Genomic DNA, 20,939 nt, shown 5'->3' on the forward strand with positions numbered 1-20,939 from the left:
TAAAGTTTAAATATCTATGGATGTGATAAATATTCCTACAAAATTTAAATTGAAAGAAATAAAAAATCTAGAAGAATTAAAGAAACATTTACCAAAAAAATTTATACTAGTATCAATAACCCAGTATAATGACTATGCAAAGTATATATATAATAATTTAAAGAATGATTATAATATAGTAATTAAACCAGAACTATATGAAATAAATGTATTAGGATGTTATTCTGAACCTGCAAATTTAGAAGGAATAGATACTGTATTATTAATAGGAAATGGAAAATTTCATGCAGAGAATATTATAAGAAATCTTGTAAAAAGAACAATAGTATATGATCCTATATATGGAGAAATAAATATATATGAACCAGATTATAATTACAAAAAGTCTATAGACTACCTTCTCGTAAAATTAAAAAACTCAAATAATATAGGCATAATATTATCTATTAAACCAGGACAATATTATTATCTTGAAACATTAAAAGTAAAGGAAAAATTAGAAAAAGATGGAAAAAATGTATACTTATTTATAGGAGATACAATAGATATATTACAATTATTGAACTTTCCATATATAGACTTCTGGATATTTTCAGCCTGTCCTAGGATAATAGATGATATAATAAGAAACAATTTGAATGGATTAACAATAGATATAGTTATGAAAAATTTAGAAAAGAGTACTAACATTTAATATAGATGATATAAATAGATACATAAATACTGTAGATAATGTAGAAAATATGAAAAACAGTAAGTTACTTACTAAAGAATACCTATATAAATTATAATATAAAGATAACTTGTCTCCACTTTCCTCTATAGAGTTTATAGCATATATAATTACTAGAGATATTAAGGTATTAAATAATCCTACTATTATTATAATGATTGGTGGGGTTATAAGACCATTTAAATTGAATAAATTTAATACTAGCGATGGTAAAGAATTTATATAAGAGGAGTACTGGGATGTTCCACCAGATAATTTTGCTATTTGTTGCAATTGGAAAGATAATCTATATAAAATCTCTATAGTCAGTATAGTAACTGCACTAACAATTCCTAAGATTGCGGGAGCTATAAACCTTAATAATGATTTTAATTGAGATAAATCCTCTGCTACAAGATCTTTTATCCTCTCTCTGACTTTATCTAATAATAAAAAATATTTAGATATAATAGCTGTAACTGCTGCCGCCTCCTCTGGAGAAACACTACTAGACTCGAATATAATCTCTATAGAGGCTTTTAAATTTTGGGATGGAAAGTCTTTTAGTACGCCTTTTTTTGGATCAAATATAGAATCTTTTAATGGCATTCCAGATCTTAGATTTTGATATAGCTTAGATAAAAAAGTTCCAAGAGGACTTTTATTAAATCTTGGATATATATATAATAAAGATTTTTCTATTGGATATCCTTGATTTAATGAATTGCTTAAAGATAATAAGAAAGCTGGGAGGTCAGAATCGATCTTCTTTAAATTAAAATATAGATCCCTAAAGTTATTAAAGAATACATAAGAACCGAAGGATATTGATATCCCGAGTAATAGTACGAATAGCTCTGAAAATACAATTCCAGAAATATCGAAATTACCCAGATATCTGAATGCTACCAAAACAATAATAAAAAACAAAAATATAAATAATGCTGCACCAAGTCCAAAAGATATTAATTTATTTTTTATATCTCTCTCATTTATATATTGGCTATATAGATTTTCGTTGTTAAATATGGTCACTAATCTAGAGGATACAGAATAATTTAATACATAAAATGCTAAAAATGGTACTAATATATCAAATAATATAAATAGATCTAGTGGGGATATTAAATTACTTAGAAATATCGAAGCCAGAGGAAATATTGTAAGTAACATGACTGGTAATGTAATCCCTAGCATACTTACTAAATTTATTGATGATCTAATATCCCTAGCAAAGAAATTTAACTCACTTAATAATTCTTCTAATGCTTCTTCCATAGCTCTATCAATCTGAAATGCCCTATGTTCTTTATCAGGATCATAAAGTGCACTTTCTAATAACATTATTCCTAAATAAAAAAATTTAGCATCTTTCTCCCACATTCTAGAATAATCTAATATACCTTCAGAAGCAGAGATATATTTTCTGTTATATATATCTCTTAACAATCTTAATAAATCTATTTTTAATGGTAAATTTATATTTCTAATAGAGAATACCAAAGCTTGTTCTAGATTTGGATTTTGTCTTAATTTTACAGATATTAATAGTAATAAACTTACTAATTGCCCTTTTTTTCTAGCCTTTAAACCATTATATAATATTATATAATAATAGTCTAATAATACATAAAATAATATTCCTAGAATAAAAAATATAAGAAAATATAGTGGATTAATTAGTAAACCTGAAAATATACCCACGATGATAAATATTATTAAAAAAAATATTGAAGTTGAATCTATTTGATTTATATTAACATCTAATAATAATTCTGAATTTATTCTTTGAAATTCTTTTTCTTTATTTTTTCCAGGCTTTACCTTTATAATACTACCGAAATATTTTACAATACTTTCATAATATTTTATAATACTACCGAAATAAGTATATTTATATGTTTTTATCAAATATTCCAAATTATTATTATTTATCTCTTTTATTTCAGTTTCTGATATGTCCATTTTTTAATATTATCTAAAATATATTCTTTGACTATTTCATTATATTCTTCTAAACTTTTTGAAACAAAATTATAAAATACTTCATTATATCTAACCACAAAGTCTGCTTCTAATATATCTTTTCTATTTTTTTCTTTTGAAATATCAACTAGTAATTTCTTTGATAGACCTATTGCTTCTATCATATTCCATATCCTTTCCCATGATTTTGATAAAAATGTAACTCTAGATGCAACAGACTTTAATATATCTGAATCTCCATTTAATAACTCTAATGATGGAACTAAATCGTCCTTTTCTGCATCGTAGGACATTAGATCTACAAAACCTTTCTCTTTTAATGGATCATTTTCCCATTGTTTTCTGACTTCTGATATCTTCAGTACTCTTCTATACCTTTTCATGCCAGATGGATCTTTTATTGGATTTACTATAACTATTATATCTGTAGCCTTAAAGGATGTTTTTGGAACCCCCAGATCATTTACAACTCTATCATAAACACCATATGGGCTTTCTGCATGTAAAGTACCCATAACTGCATTTGCTGTAGCGCCAATCCTCATAGCCTCATATAATGTTTGAGCTTCTTTTGATCTAACTTCTCCAACAATTATAGCACTATCACCCATTCTTAATGATACTCTCAGACCCTCATCCGCAGACAGCTCTGCAGATTTCAATGAAAATGGGCTTTTAACTTTCAAAGGAACAATGTTATATCCTATCTTTATGAAATAATCAGATGGAATCTCCAAGGTATCTTCTACTGTTATTAACCTAATCTTTCTAGGTATCTCTAACATTAATGCGGTTAATAAGGATGTTTTCCCACTCCCTCTAGTACCTGCAATCAATATAGTCCTTCCATTATTTACCAAAAATGATAATAAACCTGCGGATAAATAATTTAACATCTTATTATCTATAAATAAGGGTAGTGTCCATGGCTTATCCCTATGTCTTCTAAATATATATGATATTCCCGTAGGGGACAAAGGCGGGGATATTGCTGCAACCCTTAATAATATCTCGTTTCCAATAGATAAATCAGTATCCAATACTGGATTTGCCTCATCAAATGGTCTCCCAGATATTAATCTTAATTTAGTAGCCCAGGATTCTATTTCCTTTCTTGTTGGAATAACATTAGTAATGCACATCTGATAATCAGAATGTTGAAGAGATACGGGAGATATACCAGATGGTGGATTAATGAACAGATCCTCTATTCTTTGATCTATTACAATCTTTTCCACTATCCCAAAACCAATAGTATATCTTAATATTAGATTCTTTAGCATCTCGTATCTATCTTTTTCTAGTTTTATATTATATAATGATGATAATTTACTTAATATATTATTTAGTGTATTAATATATATATCCCTTAATCTATCAGTATCTAAATAATCCTCCCTTTTGGGTTCATATTGTAATAATATATCCATTGCCTTATGGGATAAAAATGTTTCTTCCGAAAATATCTTATACTCCTCTGGAAATATATAATACCTAAATATAGATTCTTCGGGATTCTTTAATATAAATACTTCTGTAAATTTATCAATTTTATAAGATTCTAATACATTATAATCATCTTCTATTTTATTCATATATTTTGTATCAATAAATTTTGGCTTTATATCACCCATTAACAACCTCTTATATATATCTCTATTTCCTATCTCATAACCTATCAAAAAAGGCTTTATGTATCTAAAAAAATATAAAGATTCAAACTTGATCAAAAATTTATCTATAAAAGAGATTATATTATTTATATCTTTTTCTAAATCTGGATTCTTTTTTAAAATTGATAACAACTTTCTTTTAAACCTATTAACATATACATAAACACCAATTGGATCCTTTAGATATTCTTTATCTAATAAATTTATTATTCTTCTGATCTCTTGATATAATGGATTACTACTTAACAAATATTGATAATAATTAGCTATATTGTCTTTTATCAAATAATAAACATCTAGAAATCCTTTTAAAACCTTTATTGAATTATCATAATATGATATTAATTCATCTTGATCTATTATAATTGTATCTATTAGAGGATCGCTAGATAATATATTTAATACATATTCCATGATATTTTGATCATCTTCTATTGTAGCTACAGTTTGATAATTCTTAGCATTTATGTATAAAGTTCTTTCTTTTCCATCCCTTCTAATATCATATTCTAAATTATTATACATCTAAAGATTAATATATTTCTATATCAATATAAATTTATATGCAAGAAATAGATATTACAAAGAGATTAAAATATTTAGAAGAAAGAGTATCGATGTTTAATAATATAATTGAATCCATAGACAGTACTACCAGATTATCAGTAAATGACATAAAAGAAGATTTAAATAATATTAAAAGGGATATAAATGAGCTAAAAGAGGATATAAATAATATAGAAATAAAATTAAAAGCTATAACAGATCAGCTTTCTTTATTTGCAACAACAGACCAGCTAAAAACAATAACATCTATGATGGATTATATAAACCCATTTGATTTTGTGACAAAAAAAGAAGTAGAAAAAATAATAGATAAAAAGTTAAGAGAATATTTTGACGAGTTATATAACAATGATAATAAATAATATTGATTATCATATATATTATAAAATTTATATTTTTTGAATAATTATAGTTTATTTATGAGAGGTATATTAGGTTTATTTGGTGGCAAAAAGAAAGATAATAATAATATGGGACAAAACAATCAGGATATGAATAATTTATTCCAAGATTTTTCAAATTCTCAGGATCAGACTTCTCTATTCGGTCAACAACAGCCTTTTCAGAATAATATGCAATTACCTATGCAACAACCATTAAATTTTAATAATAATCCTATGAATAATTTTCCTCAGAATAATATGCAATTACCTATGCAACAACCATTACAATTCCAACAAACTCAAAATCAGCTAGATACTAAGATAAGTTCTGATACAAAAATAGAAGATTATGTAAATACTACTGTAGAGAATATTATAGAAAACAAGTTATCTGATGTTAAAAATGAATTAAATGAAATAAAGGTCTGGAAAGAGAAAGTAGATTATTTAATAAATAGATTACAAGAAGAGGTTGATAAAATAGACAGTAAGATAGACAATATAAATAATATGGCAAATAAAAAACTAGAAGAATACGATAAATCTATGCAAGAAACATCTACAGAAATACAGGCTTTACATAGATTAATAAGAACAATGATACCGGCCATATCAGAATCCACAAAAGAATTAAAAGATACTATTGATGAACTAAAATCCCTGAGGGATTATATGAAAAAACCATAAAACTTTTAATATTATTTTTTAAAGATCTTTAATGAATAAAACAAAGATTATAGGAATAGCTATAGGTATATTATTTATAATTGGATTCTTAGTGTTTTATGCAATTCCAATCTCTAACGGTCAAAATTTAAATCAGAATCAATTATATCAAATATCTCAAATAGCAAATTATTGCCAATCTCTATGCTATTATGCAGAGGATAACCTATCAATAAATAATTTAAATAATGAATGCCTGATATCCAATCAGTCTGTTCTTTCATCATATTGGAATATTAATGGATGGGGATGTCAAGTATCTAACAACTATCAATCACTTTGTGGATATAATAACTATGTTATACTAGATAATAATTGTTCAATTGTTAGCATCTATTATAATAATAAAAATCTAAATTTAACATGAAATTAATAGACTGTCATGCTCATATATATAGATTAAATAATACTGAAATTAAAAGAATATTAAAAGACGATATAATAATATTATCGGTCTCAGATGATATAGAATCTTCATTAAAAAATATTACCTTATCCAATTTATATGAAAATATAATACCTGCAGTAGGTATACATCCTTGGAATATAGAGAACATCGATAATAATGCTATAAAGATATTGGAAGGTATAATAAATGAGAAGAGTATAAATATTATTGGAGAAATTGGCTTAGATAAAAAATTTAAAATGGAAACATATAATAAACAACTAGAAATATTTGAATATCAACTAAAATTAGCAAAAGATCATGATTTAGGAGTTAATTTACATAGCCCAGATGCACAAGAAGATGTATTTAATTTATTATTAAAATACGACATTAAAAAAGCATATTTTCATTGGTATAGTGGATCTGAAAAATTATTAGAAGAGATAGTAGATAAGGGATACTATATAGGAATTAATATAGCTACTATAATAAATAACAAATATAATAAGTATATAGAATTAACAAATATAAAAAATATGATTACAGAATCGGATTCTCCCTATAATTATAAAGGGATTATATTAGATCCTTCTCTAATAAATAGACTATACGAAGAAATTTCTAGAATAAAGAATATAAATATTAAAAATTTATCTAAACAAATAACCAAAAATTTTTTAAATTTAATATATTAACGAGGCGTTAAACTATTTTAACTTAGGATTAATTTATAAAGTTTAATGTATATGATAACTTAATATTACAACAAATTGTTTTAACATAATGTTAATCAATAATGCTTATAAATACTGACAAACCTTATATATCCTATGACATACTTGCTAAATGAAGACTTTAGAAAGGTACTTGAGTATATATCGGATAAGAAAGAATTTACTGAAAAAGAGGTTAGAAGAGAATTAAAGATAAGAGAAGATGAGATCAGAAAACTATTATATATACTAGAAGAAAATGGAGTAATATATCCGCTAAATATAATAAACAATAATGGAAAATTTGATTTTAGATGGGGTAATAGAGTTCCAAATAAGAAAGAGTTCTTTAATTTGATATTTAACAAAGAACTTGATAAGATAAAGAAAGAGATAGAAGATACCCCGAAAACGATATATTATTGTGAAAATTGCAATTTAGGATACACATTTGAGGAGTCCTATGAGAATGATTTTAAATGTAGAGAATGCGGTACTATATTAAAAGAAAAAGAGAACTTCAGAATAATAGAGTTAGAGAATATTGAAAACAATATACTATTATTAAAGAAGAATTATATACCAGAAAAAAGAGTATCAAAGGCTAGGGGAAAGAGATAATTTTTTAATGATTTTATATATAAATGATAAATGATATTCAAAACAAGGATATATGATATAACTGAAATATTTAAGGATTCTGAATCTAAATTAATAAATAATAATATACAAAATGGCTATAGATCCTATGCAATAAAGTTAGATAAATTAAAAGGATTAATTGGATTTGAGATTATGCCAAATAGAAGGATTGGTACTGATCTAGCAGATATAGCAAAAAAATTTGATCTGAAGGGAATATTACATTCTGACGAACTCCCAAATTACGGTATATCTAATAAAGAAGTAGAATATGTTAAAAAGACTCTGAATTGTAATGAAGATGACGCTTATATAATATTATTATCAAAGGATTATGAAACGGCTAAAAAAGTATTTTATCTTATAATTGATAGGATAAATCAATTAATAAAGGATGTACCAAAAGATACAAGACAAGCAAATGAAGATGGAACGACTGCATTTTTAAGACCTCAACCAGGATCCGAAAGAATGTACCCAGAAACAGATCATCCGTATATATTTATAGATAAAAGAATAGAAGATAAAGGAGATTATGAAATTATAGAATATAGTATAAGATATGGAGATATAAAAGATAAATATGAAATATATAAAATTAAAAAAATGGATAAAGATCTATACTTTAAATTATTAAAGGAAAATAAAGATATATTAAACTCTATAGATCCTGAATTTATAAAAAATATTTTGAGGGAGATTGGATTCAATCAAAATCAAATAGAGAATATAATATGGAATGAATATATATATGATATAATAATTTTATCGAAAGACCTTGACCCTTCTACTATATATTATTTATTTTTTCAGATGGTGGGAGATGCTGAAAATTTATATAAAGAAAAAATAGAAGATTTTGATCTAAATTTCATATATGATATAAAAAATTACATAAAAGAAAAAATAATAACAAAAAATGCAGTTCCAATAATATATTACAAATATATTAAAGATAAGAAAGATATAAGAGAGATAATAGAAAAAGAAGATTTATATAAGAGAGATATAAATAAACTAAGAGAAGAGATTTTCGAATATATAAAAACTCTAAATACGCAAGATAAAAAGATTATATATTCTAAGGTTTTCAATAAATTTAAATATATAGCAGATAGCAAGGATATAAAAGAGGTTCTAGATAATATCAAATAATATAAATATTTTTCTAAAATTTCTATATTATGGATTGTATATTCTGTAAAATAGTAAATAAAGAGATTCCTGCATATATTTTATATGAAGATGCATATTCAATAGCATTTCTAGATATAAATCCTTCAAATAAAGGGCACTCATTATTTATACCTAAAAAACATTTTGAAAGATTATCAGAGATGGATAATGAATATATAAGAAACTTTTATGGGGGCTTTAATAAATTTTTAAGATTATTTGAAGATAGAATATCAAAAGATTATAATATTATTGCAAATAATGGTAAAAAAGCTGGACAAGCGATATTCCATGCTCATATACATATAATACCACAATATGAAGATGATGGATATAAAAAATTATTTACTTTAAACTCAAATAAATTAACTGAAAAAGAAGCAAAAGAAATTGTAAAAAAATTTATTAGTTAAAGTATTAAATCTAAATATACCTCTTTTCGAGTTTTGAAAATACTAAAATTCTTCCATAGGATATAAGAACAAAGGACTAAACCGGTTTTATTAAGATTTAATATTAAAATAAAAAAAATTCTAGAATTTATAAGAATTTCCTATTTTATTCTTTATATTCTATTATACCATCATTAATTATCTTAAATTTAATAGATAATCCTTCTGGAAGATATCTATGCCTTTTTAAAATCGCTTCTCTTACACCATTTTCATAGACTTTTAATTCTATTAAACATTTAGACCAATATTTTATTAAATCACCGCCAACAATTCCGATTTTATCTCTCTGATCTAATAAAGAATATACTTGATTGGTTACAATTACTGGTATATTATATTTTCTATTTATTTCAGAAAAGACCTGCAACTGCCTTGCGAGCTCAGTATTTACTTCATTTACATCTTCATCACCTTTTTCTAACCTATATAGCATAGATATAGAGTCTATAACTAATAATCCAATACTATTGCTATTATTTTTTATATAATCATAGGCTAAGAATATTGATTTTCGTTGTTCTAAGAAGCTAACCGGTTTATATATTAGAATATTTTTCATCACATTATCAAAATCCTCTTTAGATATTTGTTTTAGTCTTTCAAAAGAAAAGCCACCCTCAGTATCTATATAAATCACTTTCTTCCCTGTTCTTGATATATTATAAGAGGATATTATAGCGATATTTGTTTTTCCAGAAGCTGCAGGGCCATAGAATGACGTAATTATATCTTTTTCTATTCCGCCATTTAATAATTTATCAATAGGATAAACACCAGTTGATATAACAGTCATAATATAAATTCTTTATTATTTACCTTTATATATATTTTACTTGATTTTTGTTTAATTTTATTTTTATATTTGGTTAATATATACTTAATTATATCATCTATATCATTTAATTCTCTTTTTGTAATAGAACATATTTTACCATTTCTAATTATTAGCTCTTCATTTTTATGTTTATTATAGAATTTTTCAAAGAAATTTCTTTCCCATACAAGAGGTCCCATTTTTATTTCATACTCAGGTAGTTTATTATTATAGTACAGTATATAGCCATTAAATGTATCTCTATCAAAATTATAATAGTAATTAAATATTTTTATTCCGAAATCTGATATTAATTTTTTTATATATAGAAATAAAGACAAAGATTTACTAAATTTTATATCTTTATTATTAGAGTTCCCTTCAATATTTATATATAAAAAATTAAGATTGTACTTATTAGTTAAATTCTCTATATCTTTATAATCTTTTATAAATTTTTTATTAAAAAACTCTTCTTTATTATCTGAATTTAAAAATAATCTGGAATAAAAGATTAGTTCAGAAAATTTTTGTATGGAAATCGAAGCACCAATATTTCTATATTTATTCGTTGGATCTATAATAATTACAGGTGATTTTAGCTTATCTTTAGTTAAATTTTTCTTTATTTCATCTATATTTCTATAATAATTTTCTATATCTATAACTACTTTTGGAAACCACCTATCTATATTTTGAATAGAATTTAAAAAAGACTTGTAATATATAGTAATTATTTCTGTAGCATATCCAGAAAAACCCCTAATATATGACTCAGCCCCATATACACCTATATTTTTCATAAATAATTTCATTAACCTTATCTGATCATTCATATCTGTATTTTTTATTTTATCTAACACATATATAACATGAAAAGGAGATAGATCTGTTGTATTTTTTGCATCTTCTATATTTTTTATCTTCAATATAGGTACAAGTTCAAATATATATCCTTCATATAAAACTCTAAAATAATCTCTTGAACCCTTTATCTTCTCATAATTAAAATTTTCTTTTTTTAATATATTCTCCAATTTTTTCATATTTTCTTCGTTTTCAAATAATATAAAGGTATCTATATCAAAATCTGTTTTTATCCATGTATCTTTAGCAAAGGAACCACCTAAAATTGGTTCTAAATCATTGGATTTTAATATATTGAAAAATTTATTTATTATATTGTATACTCTCTTTTTATCTTCTTCTGTTGGTTTTATATTATTTAATATTTTATTTAAATCCATTAAGATATCTTAAATCTAAGTATTGCGCCAATCTTAAAATTTGCAAATTGTTCGCCTTCTGGATGGTTTTTAGATATTATCTCTATTTTTGCGTTTGTTTGCTGGATTAGATCTAATAGTTCCTTTAATTTATCCTTATAATCTTCAGATATTATTATAGTATCTATAGCTCCTAATTCTAAGGCTTTTTTAACATCATCAAGACCATAAACAACTAAACCTGTATTTTTTCCTAGGTGCTCAAAAAATAGATTTGCTAATTGGACCTCTTTTGTATATTCTGTCTTTTGTAAAACATCCTTCGCTTTTTCCAATAATTCTTTTAATCCATATTCATTTGAATATGCGGTATCATACACTCCCAGAACCTTTTGTTTTAATTGATATGGTAAATAATCCTCATTTACAAATCTTTCCTTTAATAAACCTGGTCCACCAACAATTATTCCAGCCAACTTATCCATATCTTTATCAAAGAAATTTCGCATCTCATCCGCTAGATATTTTAGCCATAAATGTACATCTTGCTCTATCAGTCTCTGAAATCGAACGGAAGACTGCCCACCTGCCCTCATTTTACTTGGAACCCATGATTCCTTATTTTCTAATACAATTAATCTGCTTCCTTTTAATGTACCTATAGTAGCTTCTCCTCTATCCAACACAATCAGACCATATATTTGTTTTGGTTTTATCATTTCTTTTAATGGATCTAACAAGAACTTAGAATCACATCTATAGATCCTTAAACTTAATTTATCTGGAGGTTCCATAGCCCATAATCTTAAATCTACCTTTCCAGGAACATTAGATATATTACCACAAAATACAACCAGTCCATTTTCTGGAGTATTTTTTAAACCCTTTAAGTAGTTTAATATTTTTGCAATAGCATCCATAACATGTTGCCTAGTGTTTTTATCCTTAATATTTTGGGCAGTAGAATATTCGTATCCTAAATGTTCTATAACTTTAGATAATTCATAACCGGCAGGGACATAGTAAGATACTAATTCTGTTGCCCTACCTTCATAGCTTTCCAATTCTTCAATTAGCATCTGAAGTTCCAGCTCCTTAACATCCATATATCTCTATCTAACAATATCTTTAAATACCAATATATTTTTTAATATCATCATAATTTATATTTATAGACAATTTTCTAGATATATTATGTATATTTTTAATATCTCTTTCCAATAATATACAAGCAGATGGAGAATTAACTGGTATAGACTGAGAAACATCGATTATATAAGGTATATCATTATATATGATAATATTGTACTCTGAAAAATCCCCATGTACCAATTTTGCTTTATTATAAATCTTTTTATATTCATCTAGAATTGCATAAAAGAAATTACTTTTATCTGTTATATTTTTATAATAATTATGTAAAGATATTACACCATCATATCCTATATACTCCATTACTAAGATATTTCCTTTATATGTATATGGTATCGGTACCTTGACTAAATTCATATACATTCTCCTTAGATTCATATATTCTTTTTTAACCCATAAATAAGATAGACCAATTAAAGATCTTGGATATCTTCTTATTCTAGGATCTAACTTTATATATTTTACCTGTTCTTTATAGCTTCTTGACATTATTTTATATATTTTCAGCGCAACCTTTCCAGATCTGAATACTACTGCTTCTTTCCCCTCCGATATTAATACTAAATCTTCTTTTATATATTTATCGTTATATAAATCATTTAAGTAATTAAAAGTATTATTATCAAATACCTTTCCATAAGTTTTCCAGATTTCTTTATATTTCATAATATTAGATCTAGCAAACTTGCCCTAATGCCAGGCAGGAACCCTAAATAAAATAACATGATGTATAAAGTATTTTTCAATTTTATATCCTTAACAAAATATCTTATATAAAATGCAGTTATGATAGTTAATAATAATTTTAATGAATAAAATAGCAGAGGATTATTCATATTATATACAATTAAATTTAATAATGGATGTTCGGACTTTAAATTAAAAAGAAACACTGATAGTATTGAGAATATAGATTCATATATTTCACCATATATCGATAAAATAAAAAAATTCTCATTATTAGAAAAATAGAATAAAAATGGCATTAAAAAAGATAAAAATAGCAATGGAACTACATTTATTGGATCTTTTAAAATAAATATCGGTATCTCTATTAATATAATAATTATAAGAAGATATATATAGTATTTTTTATTTTTTATAAATAGGTAAGGTAAAAATGCTAATATCATCCAAAATTCTAATATAGGAGTAAGTAACAAATATGTTCTTGGGATATATAATAGATCCATATCCACTCTAGGTATCATAAAAGCAATAGTGAGAAGTACTATAGATATAACAAGATCTTTATCTATTTTTATTTTACCTTTCTCTATAAAGAATTTATAAAATATATAAAATATTATAAAGAACAATAACCCATAGGCTGTAGTATTATATATATTATATCTATATTGAAAATCTACTACTGGATATATAAAATATATATAAAAAAAACTTCCTAAATCCATTAACGCCTAAACATATACTGGTAATATTGTAGCATATTGTTTAGGAGCATTATAATATTATCCAATTTTGATGATATAGTATCCAACTTCGCATTTAGTGATTGAACTACACCTGTTATATCATTCTGCATTTGTGGTGGTAAATTTGGCATAAATGATTGCGGATTAATCTGCCCGGAGTCAAATTGTGGAAAATTCTGCTGTGGTGGAATGGGTTGACTATTCATAAAACCATTATTCATCATATTACCTGGAAAATTCTGCTGTGGTGGAAAATCATATCCAGCCTGCATATCATCCATATCATCTTGATTTTTGTTTCTCTTCAAGAAGTCTAAGACCATATATAATTAAAAAACTTATTAATATATAAATTTATTCTTCTTCTTCATTATATTCTATTTCCATAAACTCTTCATAATCTAGCGGAAAATCTTTCTTCTTAACAAGTATACCCCTACTGGATAGATATTCTCTAGTTATTATATAATATAATAAAGCTAAAGACCTGGATCCTCTATTATTTGCTGGTATTGCCAGATCTATATATTTTAATGAATTATTTGTATCTATAAAAGCGATAGTCGTCTTTCCAGTTCTATATGCATCTATCAAAGCATTTCTATCTAATATCGGATCTGTAATTATTACTATATCTACATCTTTAAATATATCTAATGCGGGGTTTGTTAATAATCCCGGTGGGTATCTTTTAGGATATACATTTATACCAGTATATTTGTTTAACATCTGTAATGGTTTTCTAGCCGTTTCTCTTCTTCCGACTACTAATATTTCATAGGGCTCATATTTTGATAATAATTTCGATACATATCTTAATCTTTCATCTATTTTCATCACATCTATTATTGCCAATCCATCCGATCTTACTCTAGCTACAAATTTTTTTGTATCTTTATTCTTTATTCTGGTTCCTATATGAACACCTGCCTTTATATAATCTTCTAAATTAACAAGCCAAATATTTTGATCTGCCATCTTATTATAAATTACCTTTTCTCCTTCCGGTTCTCTTAGAACCATATTTGCCATACTTAATTGGATATCCATATTTTGGTAATGGTGTCATACCACCTTTATTTCTCTTATGTTTACCACCTAGTGGATGATCTGCAACATTTCTCGCTGTAGGTTTATTAATGGGCCATATCTTATGATGTGCTTTCTTAAAATAATATTTATTACCAGCTCTAACAAAGGGCTTATCTGTTCTATTAGAACCTGCAACAGTCCCTATAATTGCCCTTGATAATAAATTAACATTTTTATTTTTTCCGGATGGTAATCTTATTATAGCATATTTATCCGTTTTTTGAACTAGTAAACATGATGTGCCAGATGTTCTTGCGACTCTCCCTCCATCTCCAGGAACTAGTTCTACCATCGATATTAAAGATCCATCTGGAATGAACTTCAATGGTAATATATTTCCATTTTCTACCGGTGCATTTACACCAGCATATATCTCTTTACCTATATATATATTTTCAACAGCAGGCACCAGGATTGATGTTCCATCTTCAAATTTTATTTTTGCTATAGGAGAATAATGGCCTTTATCCTTTATTAAATCTACTACTCTACCCTTTATCTTATCAATCTTTTCTTTATCATCTAGAGGCCTTAAGGAGAACTTACCTGCAAAATAAAAATCTGGAGTTATATATACCTTTTTTCCTTTTCCTCTCCTCTGCTGTGGAATAGTATTACCTCCCATCTTACATTAATCCTAATCTAGACAATATATCTTGTGCCTTATAATCCTTCTTTAATTTAATATATGCTTTTTTATTACCATTTGAATCTATAAGAGTATTTACTTTTTCAACTTTTACATTAAATAATTTTTCTACACTATCCTTTATTTCTTTCTTTCTAGCATTTCTATTGACTATAAATACAACTTTATTATGCTTATCTAAAATATTCAAATCTTTTTCGGTTAGTTCCGCATACAAGATAATATTATTAATATCCATCTTTTATACTATATATACAACTTTCTTAAATCTTCTATAGCCTTTTCACTCCATACTATATATCTACCAACCTTGCCTCCAGGTGCTAATTTATCTACATTAATATTATCTATTGAAACAATTTCTACACCATCCATAGATATAGATGGAACATTCGCACCTGAAGATAAAACGAACAGTATTCCTCTGTTCTTTTTTACTCTTCTTCCCCTTAACTTTCCTTTTCCAGCTCTCTGTTTTTTATTTAACTTTATATAATTTACAAAAGAAAATAAATTAAATTTTTCTAGTAGGGTTCTATAATCCTTCGCTCTATTTAATTCCTCCAAATTAGATATAATTAATGGTAAACCATACCGGTTTATAGAATCTTTTAAATATTCAAAGGATCTTGTATATCTATTAGATAAAAAGTAAGGATCTGCAGACCCTGATATTGCAGATAATATTGCAATTATTTTTTCCTTCTTATTTATTTTTCTAGACCAATCTTTCTCTGCCTTAGGCGGATGTGCTCTCCTTCCTTTTACTGCATGAGGAACAACTCTGGCAACCCATATAAAACCTCCTCCAACCCTCGCTATAACAGCTCTTGGATCTCTAGATATACCTCTACCATATGAGGATCTATACCTATGCCTCCTTTTATATGTCCATGCAGAAGATTGCAAACCCGCTTCCTTGAATGTACCATATGGTTGCCTAGAATTAAACATATAGACCCTAAAAGCCTTCCATACAATATCTTCTCTTACCTTAAAACTAAAGTGGGTAGGTAATTCAATATCTTTTATTTTATTCCCTTCTTTATCATAAATGGATACATTTTTATCCATGGCTATATTTTTTATACTAAAGATATTTAAATCTTTATAATAATTTAGAATCCTAATATTATTATGTATGATGTAATTAAAGATATACTAAGGAGAAGTTTACTAGAAATTTCAATTATCTTCATAATATCTATAGGACTTATAATAGTTATAGGTAAGTTATATCCAGAGCTAAAGATTTATTATAATGTTCTATATTTATTTGCCGTATCCTTTTCATTAGAAACGATAATATTAAAGTATTATAAAATAAAAAATTCTATAGATAGAGATTTATTATATTATATATCTTATATATATTCTCTATCTTTCTCAACATACAATATAAAGAACTTACTAGATATATCTATTCAAGAAGAGAAAGATTTCAAAGAGATTAATAGCTATATGAAAAGAGTACTAGATTTAGTAAAAAAATATAATTATACAATTCCAGAAGCAATTAGATATATATTATCATATGTTCCTAAAAGCAATTTCAAAAGTTTTCTAGAAAGATTTGCAACATCTATAGATATAGGACAGGATTTATCAGATTTTCTATACAAAGAATATGAAAATGCTATGTCACTATACGATACAGAGTATAAAAAGGGATTAGAAAACATTAGATTATTACAAGAATTCATTTTATCTCTACTATCCTCACTGAGTTTTGCCTTTTCATTAGTATTGTTTATACCATTTCTAATATCTTACAATATATATATCTTATTATTAGATTTTGGAATAATATTTTTTATAATAAATATAATGATATATTACCTATCTAAATATTATATACCCGATGACGATCTATGGGCAAAAGCTAAAGAAAAACCAAAGGAGTATGAAGATACAAAAAAATTATTCTATATTCTTGTATTATTGTCATATGTACTAGCATTATCATTATTTTTTGTTGAAAAGCTACCTCTACTAGAAGCAATATCTATTGGTATAGCTCCATTGACATATATAAGTTATAAGATGATAAATCTTGAGAGAATATTAAAAGTAAAAGAAAATCATTTTCCAGCATTCTTTAGTAGTATAATTGAATATTCAGAAATATTTGGAAATAATCAGGTAAAAATATTAGATGACGTAATTGTACATGATTATAGTCTACTAAACGAGGATATAGAAAAATTAAGAAGAAGGATTACAATAACAAAAAATTATGAAGAATCTTGGAGATATTTTATTACAGAACTAGGAAGCAGATTAGCAGAAAAGATAATAAGGGTATTCGAAAAAGTATTGGAATATAATGGAGATACAAAAAAAGCTGGTAATATGTTATATGACATTCTAATAAAGATTATAGAATTGAGAAATAGAAAATCACAATTTGTATCTAATTTAAGAGGTATAATATATGGCACATATATTGCGTTCGCTGCAATTTTATTTATTATAGCACAAATAATATATTCAATGGAAAATATGTTCCAAGGTATATCTACTGCATTGGGATCAAGTACCGTATCTGAAATTGGTATTAATTTCTTCTCATTTAATTTGCCATTATCATTTTTAAATAACTATATATCCATATTATTATTTTTTCAGGCTATAGCATTAGCTTTAGCATTGAAAAATATACAAGGTGGATCAAAATTAGGGATATTCTTAGATATAACTATATTGGTATGGATTGCTGCTCTACTAGATATCGGAGTATTTTACTTCTTTACACATGTATTATCAGGACTTAGTATAATAAAATCATAAGGATATTTTTCTTTCTTTTGGTATAAAATCTCTTAATTCTCTATCTTTTATATATATACTACATAATATATCATTGCCATCTTTTGCTATATAAAATCCATCTTCTTTATCGATTTTAATGTCATATTCTTTCTTAAAGATCATATTCTTATCTACATTTATTAATCTTTTAGAATCTATACCGAATAATTGAGCACCTTCTATACTAAATCTTATATTATTCTTCTCAATTTTTATTATATATAGCCCATATCTACTCAAATATTTCTGATCTAAAAAATCCGGATAATTCTTGTTGAACATATATATCTTATCTTTTGTCATAAAAAATCTGCTATTTTTTATAAAACTTTTATCTATATTTACACCATAGAAATTTTCTATCTTTCTTATTATCTCTTCCATATATTTCTTTGATACTTCTTTCATAACTTTTTTATCGATTGTTTTATATAGCTTATTTCAGAATCTTCAAATCCTAATTTCTTAGCGTATTCTTCACCAATTTCCGGATCTTTTTCTAATAAATTAATTAATGTATTTATATAAATGTCTCTTATCCTTTTGTTAGAACTATGGACCTTCTTCTTTAAATTTTTAGAAAGTTCTAAAATCTTTGATCTAATCTCTTTATTTTGGGATAGTTTCCTTATATAATTTGGCATCCTATATCTAGTAAATTTATTATATCTCTTTTCTTTTGCTAAAGCAACGCCTGCATACATTATTGTAGTTGCATATTTCAATAATTCCCAATATTGTCGCTCAAATATCCTATTATAGAATAGAGTACCAATAGATAACCAATCATAGGCATTATATATATCTTTTATATTATCATATTCATTTGGTATATTTTCTTCTATCCATGGCTCTATATCTTTTGGATCCATATCTAGATCTACAAATGGCATGGTAGCAGAAAATATTGTACTTGCCTTAAACATCTGACCCAGTGCTCTAAATATATTTGTTTCTCTTTCTCGATAACCTAGCGCTTCTATATCCTCAGAACTTATCTTTTTATTCATAGATGATAAAGTCTGTAAATCATTTATAGCACTTCTTAAGTCGCCCTGTGATCTTTCTACTAACAGCTTCAAAGCATTTTCATCAATATTTATTTTTTCAGATGCAATTATTCTCCTTAGTCCTCTTATTATTTCAGTATTTGATAGTTTTTTAAATTCAACTAATTCTGATATCTCTCTAATACTTCTTAATCTTTGATCCCAAGCGTCATTTGCAGTAAATATTACTGGCCAAATAGATTCTTTACATATCTTTAATATAGCTAATATACCGCCTTTATCCTGAAAGCCAGAAATCCCATCGATTTCATCTATTAATATTATCCTTCCTTTTTTAAGAAAAGGTTTTCCTTTCACACTTTCAGATAATCTCTTATAAATTATTCCCGCATTTCTTTCATCTGATGCATTCAGCTCTATAACCTCGTAATTTAAATCATTCGCTATTGCATAAACTGAAGACGTTTTTCCTACACCCGGAGGTCCATATAATAATAAAGCCCTTTTATTAGAATTACTATAATTTTCTATAAAATCTTTAATCTTACCAATAGCTTCGGATTGATTTATTATTTCATTAATATGCTTAGGTGAATATCTTTTAATCCATGGAACATCCATAAATAAATATTATATTAGAAAATTTTAAATTAAATGGTTTAGGTAGGATACTATAGAATTTTGATTTATTTGTTTACAAGATATTATTACCTGATATTGTTCTTGGTTTACAGAATATAATATCCTAACTAGAGATTCTGAATCTATTGGAGAGTTATTTAATTGACATCCGCCCATAGATCCAGATAATATATTACCAATGGAGCATGAAGAAGTATTTAGAAAATTATATACAGTTACATTATATAAATTAGATTTAGCAGTAACTATAACTACAGATTGATTATCTGCATACTGACAATTTGGAGACATATATTTTAAATATGGTGGTATATAAGACAAAACATAATAATAATAAATAATAAATAGAACTAATATAACAAAAACTGCTATAGCACTTAGCATTATTGTTTTTGGTATTTTATTTATATCCATGATTTATATTATAATTTTAACATAAAAAAATTTTTTCTTTTCTTCAACAACCATATTGTTATAAGCCTTTTCTATATCCACTCCTTCAAGTTCATATATATATTTATTTACTATATAATTTAATAATAAACGTTTCAATAGATCCCTATTATTCAAAACCTCTTCAAAGCTCAATGAGGAATTATAATTATCTACAATATCTTTCACGACATTTATCGGAACTTGAAACTCATATTCTATATCATATGACATAGAAAATTATAATATAT

Annotated in this window: 25 protein-coding genes; 9 read left to right on the plus strand and 16 right to left on the minus strand. The window is 25.5% G+C overall.

Going from position 1 to position 20,939, the window contains the following annotated elements; translation table 11 throughout:
• The first annotated feature begins 16 nt into the window (after positions 1-16).
• On the plus strand, positions 17-694 hold the full coding sequence (locus tag MJ2HA_RS02520; protein ID WP_258392977.1) for a diphthamide synthesis protein: 678 nt from the start codon (positions 17-19) through the stop codon (positions 692-694).
• On the opposite strand, the gene MJ2HA_RS02525 is transcribed toward MJ2HA_RS02520, so the two are convergent.
• Together MJ2HA_RS02525 and MJ2HA_RS02530 are read right to left on the minus strand one after the other, a co-directional pair.
• Positions 671-2,677, minus strand: a complete 2,007-nt coding sequence (locus tag MJ2HA_RS02525) for a hypothetical protein (protein ID WP_258392978.1) — start codon at positions 2,675-2,677, stop codon at positions 671-673. The two genes, MJ2HA_RS02520 and MJ2HA_RS02525, sit on opposite strands and share 24 nt — an antisense overlap.
• Positions 2,653-4,896: an ATPase, T2SS/T4P/T4SS family gene (locus tag MJ2HA_RS02530; RefSeq protein ID WP_258392979.1), complete on the minus strand. Its 2,244-nt coding sequence runs from the start codon at positions 4,894-4,896 to the stop codon at positions 2,653-2,655. Before MJ2HA_RS02530 ends, MJ2HA_RS02525 begins: the two co-directional genes overlap by 25 nt.
• Before the next feature lie 38 nt (positions 4,897-4,934).
• Between MJ2HA_RS02530 and MJ2HA_RS02535 the strand changes: the two genes are divergently transcribed.
• The 7 genes from MJ2HA_RS02535 to MJ2HA_RS02565 all read left to right on the plus strand — a co-directional run bounded on the left by MJ2HA_RS02535 (position 4,935) and on the right by MJ2HA_RS02565 (position 9,382).
• Positions 4,935-5,300: a hypothetical protein gene (locus tag MJ2HA_RS02535; protein ID WP_258392980.1), complete on the plus strand. Its 366-nt coding sequence runs from the start codon at positions 4,935-4,937 to the stop codon at positions 5,298-5,300.
• 57 nt (positions 5,301-5,357) lie between these two features.
• On the plus strand, positions 5,358-6,008 hold the full coding sequence (locus MJ2HA_RS02540; protein ID WP_258392981.1) for a hypothetical protein: 651 nt from the start codon (positions 5,358-5,360) through the stop codon (positions 6,006-6,008).
• A gap of 31 nt (positions 6,009-6,039) precedes the next feature.
• A complete protein-coding gene (locus MJ2HA_RS02545) occupies positions 6,040-6,414 on the plus strand; it encodes a hypothetical protein (RefSeq protein WP_258392982.1) in 375 nt (124 codons plus the stop codon).
• Positions 6,411-7,133 (plus strand): TatD family hydrolase, encoded by a 723-nt coding sequence (locus MJ2HA_RS02550; protein ID WP_258392983.1) that lies wholly within the window; start codon positions 6,411-6,413, stop codon positions 7,131-7,133. Before MJ2HA_RS02545 ends, MJ2HA_RS02550 begins: the two co-directional genes overlap by 4 nt.
• Before the next feature lie 135 nt (positions 7,134-7,268).
• Positions 7,269-7,772 (plus strand): hypothetical protein, encoded by a 504-nt coding sequence (locus tag MJ2HA_RS02555; protein WP_258392984.1) that lies wholly within the window; start codon positions 7,269-7,271, stop codon positions 7,770-7,772.
• Between the two features lie 30 nt (positions 7,773-7,802).
• Positions 7,803-8,948 carry a hypothetical protein gene (locus MJ2HA_RS02560; RefSeq protein ID WP_258392985.1) on the plus strand — a complete coding sequence of 382 codons (1,146 nt, stop codon included), beginning with the start codon at positions 7,803-7,805 and terminating at the stop codon, positions 8,946-8,948.
• A 29-nt stretch (positions 8,949-8,977) separates the two neighbouring features.
• A complete protein-coding gene (locus MJ2HA_RS02565; protein WP_258392986.1) occupies positions 8,978-9,382 on the plus strand; it encodes an HIT family protein in 405 nt (134 codons plus the stop codon).
• 145 nt (positions 9,383-9,527) lie between these two features.
• Here the strand turns inward: MJ2HA_RS02565 and radB are convergent, their stop codons facing one another.
• Genes radB through rplD form a run of 10 tightly spaced genes read right to left on the minus strand, consistent with a single transcriptional unit; the run spans position 9,528 to position 16,867 of the window.
• On the minus strand, positions 9,528-10,217 hold the full coding sequence (gene radB / locus MJ2HA_RS02570; protein WP_258392987.1) for a DNA repair and recombination protein RadB: 690 nt from the start codon (positions 10,215-10,217) through the stop codon (positions 9,528-9,530).
• Positions 10,214-11,485, minus strand: coding sequence for a CCA tRNA nucleotidyltransferase (gene cca / locus MJ2HA_RS02575; protein WP_258392988.1), 1,272 nt, complete (start codon positions 11,483-11,485; stop codon positions 10,214-10,216). Before cca ends, radB begins: the two co-directional genes overlap by 4 nt.
• The gene (prf1, locus tag MJ2HA_RS02580) at positions 11,485-12,570 is read right to left on the minus strand and encodes a peptide chain release factor aRF-1 (protein WP_258392989.1); all 1,086 of its coding nucleotides are present in this window, start codon (positions 12,568-12,570) and stop codon (positions 11,485-11,487) included. Before prf1 ends, cca begins: the two co-directional genes overlap by 1 nt.
• A 22-nt stretch (positions 12,571-12,592) precedes the next feature.
• On the minus strand, positions 12,593-13,282 hold the full coding sequence (locus tag MJ2HA_RS02585) for an RIO1 family regulatory kinase/ATPase domain-containing protein (protein ID WP_258392990.1): 690 nt from the start codon (positions 13,280-13,282) through the stop codon (positions 12,593-12,595).
• Positions 13,279-14,031 (minus strand): DUF63 family protein, encoded by a 753-nt coding sequence (locus MJ2HA_RS02590; RefSeq protein ID WP_258392991.1) that lies wholly within the window; start codon positions 14,029-14,031, stop codon positions 13,279-13,281. The genes MJ2HA_RS02585 and MJ2HA_RS02590 overlap by 4 nt, the downstream gene beginning before the upstream one ends.
• The gene (locus MJ2HA_RS02595; protein ID WP_258392992.1) at positions 14,031-14,375 is read right to left on the minus strand and encodes a hypothetical protein; all 345 of its coding nucleotides are present in this window, start codon (positions 14,373-14,375) and stop codon (positions 14,031-14,033) included. Before MJ2HA_RS02595 ends, MJ2HA_RS02590 begins: the two co-directional genes overlap by 1 nt.
• Positions 14,376-14,406: 31 nt before the next feature.
• Positions 14,407-15,030, minus strand: coding sequence for a 30S ribosomal protein S2 (rpsB, locus tag MJ2HA_RS02600; protein WP_258392993.1), 624 nt, complete (start codon positions 15,028-15,030; stop codon positions 14,407-14,409).
• Between the two features lie 4 nt (positions 15,031-15,034).
• Positions 15,035-15,769 (minus strand): 50S ribosomal protein L2, encoded by a 735-nt coding sequence (gene rpl2p, locus MJ2HA_RS02605; protein ID WP_258392994.1) that lies wholly within the window; start codon positions 15,767-15,769, stop codon positions 15,035-15,037.
• A gap of 1 nt (position 15,770) precedes the next feature.
• Positions 15,771-16,031: a 50S ribosomal protein L23 gene (locus tag MJ2HA_RS02610; RefSeq protein ID WP_258392995.1), complete on the minus strand. Its 261-nt coding sequence runs from the start codon at positions 16,029-16,031 to the stop codon at positions 15,771-15,773.
• A gap of 8 nt (positions 16,032-16,039) precedes the next feature.
• On the minus strand, positions 16,040-16,867 hold the full coding sequence (gene rplD, locus MJ2HA_RS02615) for a 50S ribosomal protein L4 (RefSeq protein WP_258392996.1): 828 nt from the start codon (positions 16,865-16,867) through the stop codon (positions 16,040-16,042).
• A gap of 63 nt (positions 16,868-16,930) precedes the next feature.
• Between rplD and MJ2HA_RS02620 the strand changes: the two genes are divergently transcribed.
• The gene (locus MJ2HA_RS02620) at positions 16,931-18,583 is read left to right on the plus strand and encodes a hypothetical protein (RefSeq protein ID WP_258392997.1); all 1,653 of its coding nucleotides are present in this window, start codon (positions 16,931-16,933) and stop codon (positions 18,581-18,583) included.
• Here the strand turns inward: MJ2HA_RS02620 and MJ2HA_RS02625 are convergent.
• Genes MJ2HA_RS02625 through MJ2HA_RS02640 form a run of 4 tightly spaced genes read right to left on the minus strand, consistent with a single transcriptional unit; the run spans position 18,578 to position 20,922 of the window.
• A complete protein-coding gene (locus tag MJ2HA_RS02625) occupies positions 18,578-19,012 on the minus strand; it encodes a hypothetical protein (RefSeq protein WP_258392998.1) in 435 nt (144 codons plus the stop codon). The two genes, MJ2HA_RS02620 and MJ2HA_RS02625, sit on opposite strands and share 6 nt — an antisense overlap.
• Positions 19,009-20,235, minus strand: a complete 1,227-nt coding sequence (locus tag MJ2HA_RS02630; protein WP_258392999.1) for a replication factor C large subunit — start codon at positions 20,233-20,235, stop codon at positions 19,009-19,011. Before MJ2HA_RS02630 ends, MJ2HA_RS02625 begins: the two co-directional genes overlap by 4 nt.
• 24 nt (positions 20,236-20,259) lie before the next feature.
• On the minus strand, positions 20,260-20,670 hold the full coding sequence (locus MJ2HA_RS02635; RefSeq protein WP_258393000.1) for a hypothetical protein: 411 nt from the start codon (positions 20,668-20,670) through the stop codon (positions 20,260-20,262).
• A gap of 3 nt (positions 20,671-20,673) precedes the next feature.
• A complete protein-coding gene (locus MJ2HA_RS02640) occupies positions 20,674-20,922 on the minus strand; it encodes a hypothetical protein (RefSeq protein WP_258393001.1) in 249 nt (82 codons plus the stop codon).
• Positions 20,923-20,939 lie beyond the last annotated feature (17 nt).

The sequence above is a fragment of the Nanobdella aerobiophila genome (assembly GCF_023169545.1).
In the GTDB taxonomy this organism is placed as follows: Archaea; Nanobdellota; Nanobdellia; order Nanobdellales; family Nanobdellaceae; genus Nanobdella; species Nanobdella aerobiophila.